This is a genomic window from Chitinophaga sp. W2I13 (genome assembly GCF_050434005.1).
GTDB lineage: Bacteria > Bacteroidota > Bacteroidia > Chitinophagales > Chitinophagaceae > Chitinophaga.
This window is the reverse complement of sequence record NZ_JBNPWD010000001.1, coordinates 7,172,213-7,187,364: the sequence shown is the minus strand read 5'-3', so window position 1 is coordinate 7,187,364 and position 15,152 is coordinate 7,172,213. Positions and strand designations below refer to the sequence as shown.

Sequence of the window (15,152 nt, the reverse complement as noted above, 5' to 3'; positions counted from 1 at the left end):
ATGTTGAATTTATGAAAGGGAAAAAGTTCAAAATATCCGCCGAAGATATCATTAAGGTTATTGACTCAAATATGGGTTGTATAGCTTCTGATATGATTACAGTAGATGGCGGCTCCCTCGGTTACATGTATAGAGAAGAACCTACCGAAAATGCGGACAGCGGCTGGCGGTTCTTGTCGGGTAATGAAAGCCAAGAGTATACCGATGACGCTAACCATTTTTCCTTTTACAAAGTCAAATACTATTGCAAAGTATGACAGAGCAATTATTGTTGACACTATAATTTATTTTATGGTGAGTGGGCTATGTGGGGAGTGTTACTCACTCTACCAGTTAACTTCATAGGTTGGAGCATCTTATACTCCGATCCAGCCCAACGTGCCCTCGTGATACCTGTTCGAATTGTTGTTTTTATTTTGGCAGGATGGGTTCTTTTTAGACTTGTATTTAGAAAGTATATTACAAAGACATAGACCTTCCATATGCTGAATGCTCTTTATCATGAGAATGAGGGAGCAAGGGCAAATTAGAGGATAAAAGTGATAAATGCAATGAATAAGTTAAAGTGTATAGCAACAATTATTGCTTTTTAATCATGTTTAGTTTTATCTTCTGTAAGGTTGGTAAAAGACAACTAACCAGCTATTTATTGAAACATGATGCACAGAGGACCAGGGCCATAATTATCGATGACAAAAAATTATATGGGTAATAGCCCTGTTAGTCATGATGGATCTTATTCTTATCTTTTTTATGTCAATGGGGAGGCGTATAAGAATGGTTCAAAGGATCCAAAATTGCAGATAGGAGATTCCACAGATGTCGGGTATGTGAAATATTGGCCTGATCTTAATAGAAGAGTTGCCGCCGCCAAATAAGGTTTATGCTTTAACGTGGAATTGTTTTTATGCTAACTATTGAATGCCGGGTGAGGACCGCCTGGCACATAACCGACATGATTAATTGGACTATATCTTAGCGCACAGAAAGAAACAATGCCCCGGTTCCAACATCCCCTCCCGGCAGACGGTCATCGCCCCAATATCACCTCAAAATAAAAAATTGTCATTTTGACAATAATTACTATTATGCACTCTGAATGATGAGAATAGACCTTAATCATGTAGGACATGGGGTAAATTCGTAGTTCAGCCAGTCAACCAGATCATAATAGGAAGATAGAAGGAATTGTCAGTAATTCTTGTGTACTATTTTCAATTTCACGGGATGAGAAAATTTGTAATGCACTGTTTGCTGCTTATTGCGGCAACATTCCACACACCGGGTTCCCAGGCCCGGGATAATCGTTACCATGTTATATCATACCTGGGCATAGAACAGGGTTTATCGAATAACGCTGTGCGCTGTGTGTTCCAGGATCACAAAGGATTTATGTGGTTTGGCACCTATGATGGGCTGAACAGGTACGATGGTAACGTATTTAAGGTATTCCGCAACAGGTTCAACGACAGCAGTTCACTGGTAAATAACTGGGTATTCACGATTAACGAGGATTTGCAGTATAAACTGTGGATAGGCACGCGTCAGGGACTTAACATATACGATCAGGTAACCGGGAAATTCAGCAGTGTACGTTACCAGGTAACCGGTACAACAAGATATGAGCCGATCACGGCAGTTGTGCGCGATATTAAAAAAGATGCGAAAGGAAATATGTTGATTGGGACAGAGGGACTCGGCCTGCTGTTTTGCCCCGCCGGAACCTATACTGCTATACCGTTACCATTGGATGCTGATGGGGTGCGCCTCGTTTCATATGATGCAGGAGCCATTGAGGTGGCCGCTAATGGCGATGTATGGCTGTTTGTGCAGGGGAAAGGATTGTGTCGCATGGATAAAAGCGCTGCCCGGGTTAGTTTGATTAACGGAACTAATCCGACGGGCGACTGTATAAAAGCCGACAGGGACCTGCTTTGGATAGGTACACAAAATGGACTGCAGAAATACTCCATTCCCGCTAACCAATACCAGGAGAGCTATACGGAAGAAAACGGAAAACTCTCTTACAACAAAGTATCCGGCCTGTTCCTCGACAAATGCGGCAAGCTGTGGATTGCCACTAATGGAGGAGGCATAAATATCATTCATACAAAAGACGGAACGGTAGCGGAGAGCATCCCCTCGGGCAATAGCAACTATACGCTTGCAAGTGGCTCAGTAAGCGCAATTTATGAAGATGCGGACGGTAGAAAGTGGATCGGAACACTAAGGGGGGGCGTTAACATCATAGATCCTAAAAAAGACAGGTTTCAGTCTTTTCTCCACGACCCATTAAACAGGAACAGTCTTGTCAGCAATTTCATTTTCACCTTCTGCGAAGAGGGCGACGGAACCATCTGGGTAGGTACAGATGGTGGTGGGCTAAGCAGGTGGCAGCGAAAAGCAGGATTGTTCACTAACTTCGTTCATCAGGCAGGTGTACCTGCATCTCTCAGCGATAATTTTGTAACAAATGTGCGATGCGACAATGAGCAGCATATCTGGGTTTCTACTTTCTGGGGAGGCATCAACCGGTTTGACAAAAAAACAAATAGCTTCCGGCATTACCGCCTGTTTTATAATAACACCCAAAAAGAGAGTAAAACCGTTTACCTGTATAAAGACAACAAGAATACGCTATGGGCTGGAACCTTTGGCAGAGGTTCATTATATAAGGGCGCATTGTATAAATATGACAGGCAGCAGGATTCTTTCAGACTCTTTGACGACAGGATCAGGGATCTGTTTACGATGAACGAGGACCGGTCCGGGCAACTGTGGGCGGGGAATCTTCGCAGCCTGATAAAGATTGACCCTCAAAACAAAATGCATACCTCCTATACGCTGGGCAACCCGGTAAGAGCCATTCATGAAGACAGTAAAGGGCGTTTCTGGATCGGTACCGAAGGAGGAGGCCTGATTTTATTTGATCGTACGCACGGTAAAATACTGGAACGCTATACTACAGCCGAAGGGCTTTGCAACAATGCAGTACTCAATATCCTGGAAGACGAAGCCGGAGACCTGTGGCTAAGTACTTTTTATGGCCTCTCCAGGTTCAATGCCACCCGGAAAAATTTTACCAATTTCTACCAGGGCGATGGCCTTTCCAGTAACCAGTTTAATTACAATGCAGCGCTACGGCTTAACTCGGGCGAATTGATGTTTGGAGGAATTAAAGGGCTGAACATCTTCCGGCCATCAAATATTATAGCATCGGGCGAAAAGCCCAGAATGCTTTTCACCGATATCCATATTAACAATATGCCTGTAGGGCAGCGACCAGGCTACATTGCCAAACGGCTGGGTGATGACATACAGAAAGTCCGGGTGCCATACAGGGATGCTGTCTTTTCTTTCGACTTCACCGCGCTGGATTATTCTACTTCCGATAAGATCTCCTACGCCTACTATATGGATGGCTGGGATAAAAACTGGGTCCAGGCCGGGAATACAAGAACTGCCACCTATACACATCTTGCGGCGGGTCATTACACATTCCGGGTAAAAAGCACCAGCGCAGAAGGTCAATGGATCAGTAACGAAATAAGCCTGGAGATAATAGTATTGCCTCCCTGGTATGACACCTGGTGGGCATATTTGCTATACCTGTTCATGGTACTGGCAGTGACGGCCATTTATATTACCTATAAAACAAAACAACGCAGGCTCAGGTACCAGGTTGCCATGGCAAATTTGAATACGGAGAAAGAAAGGGAACTCAATGAAAAGAAGATCGCCTTTTTTACCAACGTATCACATGAGTTCCGCACACCGCTCACGCTCATTATTAATCCTGTGAAGGACCTGATGACAGAGCAGGAGCCCGGCGGAAAGCACCATCGCGAGCTGACTACCATATACCGGAGTGCCCGCCGGCTGTTACGGTTGCTGGATCAATTGCTGTTGTTCAGGAAGGCAGACAGTGATATAGACCGGTTGAAGCCAGCCCATTTTAATTTCACGGAATTATGCCAGGAGGTATTCCAGTACTTTGAACAGCAGGCCCAGTCGGCCAGTCAGCACTATTCATTTGTTTGCGAAAGCGAGGCGCTATGGATATCCGGTGACAGGGAGAAGCTGGAGATAGCGTTATTCAATTTGTTATCGAATGCCTTAAAATATACTCCTGCCGGTGGCAGCATTGAAATGAAACTCGTTTGTGCCGGCGACCAGGTGGAAATAACCATTGCGGACACTGGTTATGGAATATGTGCCGACAGCGCCCATCACGTATTTGAGAAATTCTACAGGTCGGAGGGCAATGGTCATACACAACAACCGGGATTCGGTATTGGCCTGTACCTGGTGAAACAGTTTATAGCGCTGCACGGCGGCAATGTCAATTTTGAAAGCGAAGAGGGCAAGGGCACTGTATTCAAAGTTGTTTTGCCCCGTAGTAAGAACGAGGTTCATTCAGATTCTCCCCATAGTGTTCCCGTTGACAGAACCAGTTTTTTGACCACAATGGCAGATGAAGAGCCCGAAGAAATACTGGACGGACCGTCTGACGAGGAAGCGATCGGTACCATAATAACGGCCAAACAAACCATGTTGATAGTAGATGATGACGCCGAGATACGCCAATACATTTCAGGCATGTTCCGCTCAGCATTTAACATAGAGGAAGCCGGCAATGGGAAAGAAGGCCTGGAAAAGGCAATAGCCATACTACCGGACGTAGTGGTCAGCGATATCAGGATGGAGACGATGTCAGGGCTGGAGCTCTGCAAAGAAATCAAACAGCATGCATTGCTGAATCATATCCCGGTTATCCTGCTCACGGGCTCCTCCACTGAAGAGGGAAAGCTGGAAAGCGCGGAAGTTGGCAGCGACTATTACATCACCAAGCCATTTGACAAGGAGTTGTTAGCGGCAGCTGTGCAGGGGGTACTGCAGATGAGGGATAACCTGCGTAATTATTTTCTGAACGAAGTGACTCTCCGTAAGAATGATTTTAAAGTGTCAGGTCAATATAAGGAGTTTGTCGAAAAATGTATTGCAATAGTGGAGGCTAACCTCGATAATGATGAATTCAATATAAAGGTACTGGCCAGGGAAATTGGCATGAGCCACTCTTCGGTTTATAAAAAGATCCGGCAGGTTTCCGGGGAGTCGCTGAGAGGGTTCGTGCGTTTTATACGGCTCAGGAAAGCCGCTGAGCTGATGATAAATACAAGTCTGAATGTCAATGAAATAGGTTTCCAGGTCGGCATTAATGACGTTAAATTTTTCCGTGGACAGTTCAACAAGGTATTTGGCGTGAATCCTTCCGAATATATAAGGCGTTACCGGAAGGTATTCGAAGATAAATACAACCTTGAACAGACAGATACACGGAAAAAGAGGGCAGGTCGAAAGAAAGTCTGACACCCGGATATGTTAACCCCCGCTTCCCCTTCCCGGCAAATCCGCCCGGGGAGGGGTAAATTCTCCCTAAATTTCACACTACACCCCCCTTTTTATGCGAATACTCCCCCTTATAGTTGGGAGTGCTTGGTGTTTACTTTGCATACTGGCCAGTAATACTTATCAATCAAAATTGAATTTACCCGTTATGACAATCATTCTACGTTTTATGAATCACCAGCGTGATTTATCCCTGATTTTTTGTCAGTAAAAAACAGTACAAAAGCTTTATCAAGATTTATTATCCACGTTCAACGCCACAAAAAAAACTGGTATGCGTAAAATCAGACTATTACCAACATGTGCCGCCATCCTCGGAACAATGTTATTACTATTAATTGTAAACTCCCTGCCGGCACAGGTTAAAACCGGGAGAACCGTTTCCGGCAAAGTGGTAAATGCCGAAACGGGCGAGCCATTAATTGGCGCCACCATTTTGGTTAAAGGACTCAAGGTGGGAACAACCGCCGACCAAAATGGACTCTTCTCCCTGCCGGTATCCACCTCTTCCTCCACACTGACCGTTAGTTACCTGAATTTTGAAAAGCTGGAAGTGCCTGTCACAGCAGGTTTCCTGGATATAAAACTCAAGCCTGCCGGAAATATCGACGAAGTGATAGTCGTTGGCTATGCCAAACAAAAGAAGGCTACCCTCACCGGTGCGGTAGAACAGGTATCCGGCAAAATATTTGAAAGCCGGGCGGTCACCAACATCGCCCTGGCACTCCAGGGGCAAACGCCGGGCCTGCTGGTTACAAGAAGTTCTCCCCGCCCGGGCAACGAAGGGATTTCCATGCGTATCCGCGGCGCCTCCTCTGTAAATGGGAGTGATCCGCTGATTGTAGTAGATGGCGTGCCTGTTCTCAACAATTACTCTTTTCAGAACCTCAATCCGGATGATATTGAAAGTATCTCTGTGCTGAAAGATGGATCTGCGGCTATATACGGATCCCGTGCAGCCAATGGGGTGATACTTGTTACGACCAAAAGAGGCAAGGGCAAACTCAAAGTAGACTACAACGGCAATATGCGTTTCGTTACAAACGGTATCACCGGTTATTCACCCTCCATGCAGGAATATGCCACCATGTGGGTGGAAGCCAACAAGGAGGAAACCGTTCCCAACTGGTGGGTATGGGGCGAAGATAACGTGAAGAAAATGCAACAGGGCGTTGAAGGCGCGTATCCGCTGTATGGTACCGAGTTCTATATATACAATGCCAACAGGATTAAGGAAATGTTTGCGCCAAGATATTCCTATCAGCATAATCTGAGTATTTCCAACAGTACAGAAAAGTCGTCCTATCGCCTGTCTTTCGGCTATGCAGATAACCAGGGTAATCTGGCTACCGCCTACGACGGACAGAAACAATACAACGCCAGGTTTAATTACGACTACAACCTGACAAAGGACCTGAAACTGGAAACCAATATCAGCCTGATCGATGCAAAAACCAGCGAGCCTGCTGTAGGATTGGATAATACCCTCTATGCATATGATATGCCGTTCTTCCCCGCAAAGAATCCCTACGGCAACTGGTTTGCTACCTTTAACGGTATCGATGGCGGCGCCAACAGGAATGCGGCAGCTATGAGCGCAGCCGGTGGGCGAAACAACAGGAATTCACTGACAGGCAGAGTGGATGTAAAGGCAACCTACCAGATCACAAAAGACTTGTCGCTGGAAGGCCTGGTTTCTCTTCAGAACGAGCGGTTCAACCAGGAACGTTACGTATTACCGGTGCAGTTATACAACTGGTATAACGTACCTACCGGTATTGGTCTTAACACAGGAGGAACCAATAATACTTATTATACCTATGCCTGGCAGGGTACCTACCAATACTATTCAGGATTACTGCGTTACGATAAAACCCTCGCCACGAAACACCATATTGCAGCAATGGCCGGTATCAACGCCGAAAAGAATAATGCACAGTGGGTGTCGGCCCAGCGTATAGGCTTTACCGATATGGGCGTGTATGACATCGGCCTGGCGTCTACCACCACCCAAACCAATTCAGGGTCTAAAAGTCTGAATGGCCGCTATTCTTATCTTGGCCGCCTGAATTATAACTATGCGGAAAAATACCTGTTGGAGTTAGTGGGAAGAAGAGATGGTAATTCCAGGTTTGCCCCCGGCTATAAATTCAAAAACTTTGGTACCGTGCAGCTGGGATGGGTATTTACCAACGAAGGTTTTATGGAAAGATTTAACTCCATTCTAAGTTTTGGTAAGATCCGTGCTACCTACGGCACTACCGGTAATGAAGCATCCGGGCTGGGTGCATTCGACTATTTGTCTACCGTCAATATCGGAACAACGGCATTGGGATCTCCCGTTACGCAGCAGCAGTCGACCGGACTTAATAATAATGGCCTGATCAGCTATAACAGAACATGGGAGAAAGTAAAGCAGCAGAATATCGGAGTGGACCTGAACTTCCTGTCCAACAGGCTGTCGACCAACGTAGATTACTTCGTAAAAGAAAATATCGGCATGCTGATAGACGTAACCTATCCCTCCGTGCTGGGTGGATCGGCTCCGAAAACGAACAGCGGCAGGTTCAAAACCAAAGGATGGGAGTTTATACTCTCGTGGAAAGACTCGAAAAAAGACTTCAGTTACAGTGCCACATTTAATATCAGCAATACCAATACAGTGGTTAGCGGCGTGGAAGGGAGAGATAGTTATGGCCCCGGAAGAAACGATATTGTGAATGGTTATCCGTATCAGTCGTGGTTCGTTTTCAAAACAGACGGTTACTTCCGCGATCAGGCTGATGTAGACGCTTATTATGCCGCCTATGGAGGCAGTACTTTGCTGGCGAATATGCCTCAGAACAATCAGGCGGTTGCATTGCGCCCCGGCGACACGAAAAGGGTAGATGTAGCCGGTACGAAAAATATTACCAACATCGGAAATGAAAAAAGCTCACTGGTGTATGCAGGCGACGGCACACCTCATCTCACCTTTGGCCTTAACCTCGGCGCCTCCTGGAAAGGTATTGATATCTTCACCACTTTCCAGGGACAGCTTAAACAGAATATGATGCGTAATGGCTATATGGCTTATCCATTTGGCGCAGTATACACTAACCAGAATCCTATATTCCTCGGTAAGACCTGGACCACCAGCAACCCGGAAGCGATGTACCCGCGTTTAACGGTGAATCCAACCCGTGCAGGCTGGAACTATGCCAATAATGATTTTATGCTGCAAAACAACCGTTATATCCGGTTGAAATCACTCATACTCGGTTATACGCTGCCACAACGATGGACTGAAAAAGCAAAACTGAACAGGGTCCGTGTATACTTCTCCGGCAACGACCTATGGGAATCGACTTCCATTAAAGACGGATTTGATCCTGAAATGGGAGAGGCTTCCATCAACAGTGGCTATCCATTCGGAAGAACCTGGTCCTTTGGTTTAAACCTGGGATTATAAGGTATTCATCTTTCATACCGGAACTTATAAAAACAAAACTCATGAAATCTATACTTAATAATATTATCATAGGGAGCCTTTGTTTGGGAATGGTTGCCTGCCAGAAGAATTTTATTGACCTGGAACCGAATGCCCAGTTTACGGACGCAGTATATTTTAAGAAGCCGTCGGATTTCAAAGACTTCGCCACAGGGTTCTATGGTCAATTACCCGGATGGAATTTTGGTTCCATGGACAATGGCTCTGACCTTTCCGCCAATACAAATGGCAATGGCTCGGACATCGGCACTGGTACTATTGCTGTTGGCAGCACCAATTGGAATTACAATGGTATAAGAAGTTGTAATATCCTGTTATCAAAGGCAGCTGCGTATACCGGTGGCGGTGAAATCGGCCAGTATGTTTCAGAAGCCTATTTTTTTCGTGCCTTTGCTTACTTTAACCTGCTCAAACTCTATGGTGGGGTACCCATTGTAACAACGGTACTGGGTGTTGAGTCGCCTGAACTCTATGACAAGCGCAGCAGCCGCTACCAGGTAGTTTCCCAGATATTAGCTGACCTTGATTTGGCTATTGCAGGATTGCCCACCGAGCAGAATATTGGTACTGCCGATAAAGGCAGAATAAGTAAGTGGGGCGCCATGGCGCTGAAGGCGCAGGTGGAACTATATGAAGCTACCTGGGAAAAATATGTAGGCAAGGCGCCGGATGGCGATGGCAGCAGCGTTGGCGCAGGCACTGCGGGATACGATCCTGCCAATGCCGGCAAATACCTCAATGAGGCCGTGAGCCTTTGCCAGCAGATAATGGACAACGGCGGTTATGAGTTGTGGAACAAGAACAGCGATTCAAAAATGGCCAATTCAAGTTCCTGGTATTTATTCAATCTTGAAGATGAAGGCAGTAACCCTGGCGGTTACAATAAGCAATCCAACAAGGAATTTATCCTCTATACCGTGTACGACTATACGCTGCGGCAATCCGGCATCAACATCACCTGGACCGTAGGGCAGTTGTACCCCAGCCGCAAGTTTGTGGATATGGCGGTTTGTACAGACGGTTTGCCACCGGCAAAGTCATCCCTGTTCCAGGGATACCATACGGCTGCCGCTGAGTTTCAAAACCGTGACCTGCGTTTACTGAACTACCTGTATGCTTCCGCTACAGCGCCGGCAACCGTGACGCTGGACTTCGGCGGCCTGGGATCCAGCGGCTATGGCAACAACAAATATGGTGTTTACGGTTTCGGCGGCCGCAGAACTGATCGTACTGAATCGGCCAACTGGCCTGTCATCCGCCTTGCGGAAGTATACCTCACGTATGCGGAAGCGCTGGTAGAATTGAATGGAAACATGTCAGACGGACAGTTAGACGCATCCATCAATAAACTGCGTGACCGTGCCGGCGTAGCCCATCTCACCAATGCACTGGTGACTGCAAACGGCCTGGATATCAAGGAAGAGATCAGGAGGGAACGTACTGTGGAATTGTATCGTGAAGGTAAACGCTTTGACGATCTGAAACGCTGGGGCATACTGGAGGCATCACTGAATCCTTCCCGGCTTGGCAGGGTAGTGGGCGATGCGTCTTATGAAACACCGTTTAAAGATGCCGCAGGCAATCCAACGGCTGCCTATAAACCATCCACCTATGTGTTTGGAGAGGAAACCGCGGCAACACCGGCCGGTATGTTGAAATGTGTGGTGGTCGCCAGTTCGCGTAATAACAGTGTTGCAAAGAAACATTACCTGTACCCGGTTCCCACCTCGCAGATGATCTTAAATAAAAATCTGCTGCAGAACCCGGGTTATTAAAAACATTCAATTCACAATTAACAGCGCGCATTTTATATGACTAGCAATATTTTTAAAAACCTGTTCCTGCCGGGAATGATATTGGTTGCCGGCATATTTCTCCCTGCCTGTGAAAAGGATGCACAATTCAGGGAATTTAATTATCCTGCTCCCGTGGTGACAGACTTCTCACCTAAACAGGGATATGCATTGTCCAATGTAACGATAGACGGGCAGGATTTCGGGGAAGTGGTTGGTGCAGTGAAAGTATATTTTGGTAACGTGCGTGCAGATACTGTGAGAAGCGTTACCGGCAATAAGATTGTAGTGCAGGTCCCTCCAAAAGGCATCACCGGTGTAGTCACCGTTGAGATATTTGGCAAGCGCGATTCCATACCGCAGGTATTTACCTTCAAAGCCTCTGCCCGACTGATTTCTATGAGTAAGGATAAAGCACAGGCAGGCGATGAAATTACGCTCACAGGAAATAACTTCGGAACAGATAAATCCCTCGTTCATGTGTTTGTTGGTGCAAAGGAGGCAGAAGTGCTGAGCGTTGCATCGGAACAGGTAAAATTCAAGGTGCCGGATGCGCTTCCCGGATCCGTAACACTGGTTGTTGATGGTCAGCGCCTCATTGGACAATACCTGCTGATAAACGCGGAGAAGCTTACTGGTATACTGTTTGGACATTCAGGCTCCTGGTCCAATAATCCGGCCACCATGATTCCTGCTGCTGTAGACGGTAATCTGAATACCTACATAGATGGACCTACCGCAACCGGTTACGTTGGATACGATATGGGAGAAGGGAAAGCGGCATTACTGAAATCGGTACGTTACGTACCCAGGAGCGGCAATGCCGCCCGGATGGTGGGCGGACAGATAAGAGCAGCCAATGATCCGTCACTGTCCGATTATGTGGTGCTTTATACCATTGCCGCTGCACCGCCTAATGGTGTGTATACGGATGCGCAAATTTCAACTGTCAATAGTTATCGCTATATCTATTATTACTCTCCGGCAGGCAACTGTAACATAGCGGAAATTGAATTTTACGGCAAGTAATTTTATTAGTGCTTTCAATTTTACAATGATGAATTTCGATCGGATATTGACGAAGCTAACCGGTATTATTATTTGTGTGTTGTTTTCAGCAGTATGTATGGCACAGCAGCAGCAATTGGTGGCTTATGCTTTCCCCGCACCAGAGGCGGGAAATCCTGCGCATAACGCAGATTTTATGGTGAAGGTGCGGCAACCCGGTGGCAAGTGGCAGGACTTATATGAGTATAATGTAAAGGTAGATGAGGTGCGCGGAGTTAATCATCATGTGGAAAACGCTTCCATGGCATCCTTTGATTTTTCTGGAGAAGTAGAAGTTGCCATCACCAGCAACAGGGCACCAATACGACAGGTGGCAATACGGCCGCTTTCATACGGAATTGGTCGCAAGGTGGTAAACAATACGATTTATTTCCGCCTGCTTCAGCCGAAGCATCTTTCCATTGAAATCAACGGAGATAAATTTCATAATCTTCATTTGTTTGCCAATCCTGTACAGGCAGCGGTCCCGGATCCGAAAGCAAAAAATGTTATTTATTTTGGTCCGGGTATCCACGAAATCAAAGGCGGGGTGCTGAAGGTGCCGTCAGGAAAATACGTGTACCTCGCCGGTGGGGCTGTAGTAAAAGGCCATTTTGCGGTGGATAGTGTACGGGATGTGAAAATAGGCGGCAGGGGTATTATTGATTCTCCCGGGCAGGAAGGGGTGAAAATTTCGCATTCAAAAAATGTATTGCTGGAGGGTATTATCCTCACACAATGCCCGGTGGGTAGTTCAGATAGCGTGATAGTCAGGAATGTAAAAAGCATCAGCGCTTACAAATGGGGTGACGGCATGAATGTATTTGCCAGCAATAATGTATTGTATGATGGTGTTTTTTGCCGCAACTCAGATGATTGCAGTACCGTATACGCCACAAGAAAGGGTTTTGTGGGTGGCTGCCGGAATATAGTCATGCAGCATTCCACGCTCTGGGCAGATGTTGCTCATCCCATTCATATTGGTCTCCATGGGAATACGCCGCATCCGGATACGATCGAAAATGTGCGTTATACCGACATCGATATCCTGGAACACCGGGAAATGCAGGTAGATTACCAGGGATGCATGGCCATCAATGCGGGCGATAATAATCTTGTGAGAGATGTATCCTTTGAAGATATCCGCATAGAGAATATCAGGTGCGGCCAGTTGGTGCATCTGCAGATCCCGTTTAATAAGAAATACTGCACAGCGCCCGGCGAAGGCATAGAAAATATACTATTCAAAAATATAACCTACAACGGCGATAACCCGGAACTTTCTATTATTACCGGCTACAGCGAAGCGCGAAGGGTCAGGAACGTTGTATTCGAAAACCTGAAAATTAATGGAACACTCATGTCCGATAATATGAAGGGAAAACCAGGATGGTATAAAACAGCAGATATGGCGCGGATGTTTGTAGGTGAGTTTGTAGATAGCCTGGTATTCAGGAAAACAGAATAGTGTATGGTGAATACCTTGCTGGAGTACCTTTTTCAGGAAATAGCACAATTAATTTTTTAAATTGATAAAAATTGAAAATGAGTCAAAGGTTCTTTTGGTTGAAATCACCCGGAATGCTGGGCCTGATACTTCTTTTGCAGTATGGGCAACTAGCTGCACAAAAAGTATACTCCATTGCATCCCCGGGTGGAACAACAGTGTTGGAATTACGGGCTGAAGGTGGGAAGCTCAGCTATCAGCTCTTTTTTAAAGGAAAAACAATTACGAACAGGTCTGCACTTGAGATTACAGTGGATGGCGTGTCTTTCAACACGGCAAAAATCAGCCGGTATGTTAAGCCTGCATTGCACCGGGAATCTTTTGCGAGTCCGTTGGGCGAACAGGACACTTTGTATAGCAATTACCGGCAGGCAAAATTGTATCTGAAAACCAATAGTGGTAACCAGGTAAGGCTGGATTTCAGGGTGATGGACAGCAGTGTGGCATTCCGTTATGCCGTATCTGTTGCTGACGCCGTACCGCATCAGCTCCGGGAGTTGACTACCTTCTCTTTCCCATCTTCTCCACTCATCTATCAATACAACCAGGAGTCTGTTTTTACGCCGACCTTGGTGGATACCTTCCACACTACTACGGATTTGCCGGTTACACTCCTGGCAGATGGAAATTATTGCCAGCTTGGAGAGGCCGCGAACCTTAATTACACGAAAGTGGAACTGACCCGTGGAGTTGATGGAAATACCCTGGCGGTAAAGTTTCCTCGTGATACCGCTGTACTGTCTAGCAAACAAATTGAAACACCATGGAGAACGTTGAGTGTAGCCGGTTCTGCTATTGCGCTGGCTCATTGCCGCACCTTGAATTTGAAGCTGGCAGATGCGCCTGCACCAGGCGATTTATCGTGGATCAGGCCTGGGAAACTTATCCGTGCACAGCTGAATACCCAAAGCGGACTGGATTGTATTGATTTTGCAGTAAAGCATCATTTTCAATATATCATGTTTGATGCAGGCTGGTATGGTGCGGAGTTCCGTTCGTCTTCCGATCCCTGCCAGGTAATCCCCGCGATTGATATGGCGAAGGTGATAGCATATGGCAAGGAAAAAAATATTGGGGTTATCCTGTATGTAAATTACGTAGGGCTGAAAAGCAAACTGGATACCATTCTCCCGCTTTATAAGCAATGGGGTGTAGCAGGTATTAAATTCGGTTTCGTGGATGGTCTTAGCCAGGCGGGTCTCAGCTGGCTGTCGCAGGCCATTAAAAAAGTCCAGCATTATGGTTTTGTACTGAACATACACGATAATTACAAACCTACTGGTCTTAGCCGGACCTACCCGGCGTTATTGACGCAGGAAGGCATAAGAGGAGATGAAAACAGCCCTGATGCTTTTCATAATACTACGCTGCCATTTACGCGCTTTTTCGCCGGAGCTGCTGATTTTACCTATTGTTTCCCGAATTCGAAGAATAGTTTTTCAAAAAATATAAAAGTTTCGAAAGCCCAGCAGCTGGCGCTCAGTGTGGTTTACTACAGCCCGCTGCAGGCCGTTTTCTGGTATGGCCAGCCCAACGACTATATCAACGATGAAGAGATCGCGTTCTACAACTATGTACCTACTACCTGGAATGAATCGCATTACCTGTCGGGCGATATCGGAAAGGGTATAGCAGTGGCGAGGAGAAAAGGAGATACCTGGTACCTTGGTTGTGCAGCCGGCCCGCAGGATTGGGAAACTATGCTGGACCTTTCTTTTCTCCGGCCTGGCATTACTTATACTGCCACTATTTATGAAGACGGCGATAATCAAGCCATCAATAAGCGAACCGTTACACTCAACAATACCGACAAGCTGCCGGTAAAGCTTTTAGCGAAAGGTGGACAGGCCATCATTTTCAGATCAGGCGCCAACAACCCCGAAAAATAAAAATCGAATAGATGATG

Annotated in this window: 7 protein-coding genes; all 7 read left to right on the top strand. The window is 46.3% G+C overall.

The window, feature by feature from the left end; all coding sequences use genetic code 11:
- Positions 1–11 precede the first annotated feature (11 nt).
- A complete protein-coding gene (locus QFZ48_RS29375; protein WP_429047283.1) occupies positions 12–257 on the top strand; it encodes a DUF2185 domain-containing protein in 246 nt (81 codons plus the stop codon).
- A gap of 970 nt (positions 258–1,227) precedes the next feature.
- Complete coding sequence (locus tag QFZ48_RS29370; protein WP_429065028.1) at positions 1,228–5,370, top strand: hybrid sensor histidine kinase/response regulator transcription factor; 4,143 nt, start codon at positions 1,228–1,230, stop codon at positions 5,368–5,370.
- A gap of 313 nt (positions 5,371–5,683) precedes the next feature.
- Positions 5,684–8,860 carry a SusC/RagA family TonB-linked outer membrane protein gene (locus QFZ48_RS29365; RefSeq protein WP_429047286.1) on the top strand — a complete coding sequence of 1,059 codons (3,177 nt, stop codon included), beginning with the start codon at positions 5,684–5,686 and terminating at the stop codon, positions 8,858–8,860.
- Positions 8,861–8,901: 41 nt separating this feature from the next.
- Positions 8,902–10,674 carry a RagB/SusD family nutrient uptake outer membrane protein gene (locus tag QFZ48_RS29360; protein ID WP_429047288.1) on the top strand — a complete coding sequence of 591 codons (1,773 nt, stop codon included), beginning with the start codon at positions 8,902–8,904 and terminating at the stop codon, positions 10,672–10,674.
- Between the two features lie 36 nt (positions 10,675–10,710).
- Positions 10,711–11,721, top strand: coding sequence for an IPT/TIG domain-containing protein (locus QFZ48_RS29355; RefSeq protein WP_429065026.1), 1,011 nt, complete (start codon positions 10,711–10,713; stop codon positions 11,719–11,721).
- A gap of 25 nt (positions 11,722–11,746) precedes the next feature.
- Positions 11,747–13,207: a glycosyl hydrolase family 28 protein gene (locus QFZ48_RS29350; protein WP_429065024.1), complete on the top strand. Its 1,461-nt coding sequence runs from the start codon at positions 11,747–11,749 to the stop codon at positions 13,205–13,207.
- 77 nt (positions 13,208–13,284) lie between these two features.
- Positions 13,285–15,135, top strand: a complete 1,851-nt coding sequence (locus tag QFZ48_RS29345; protein WP_429065022.1) for a glycoside hydrolase family 97 catalytic domain-containing protein — start codon at positions 13,285–13,287, stop codon at positions 15,133–15,135.
- The last annotated feature ends 17 nt before the right edge of the window (positions 15,136–15,152 follow it).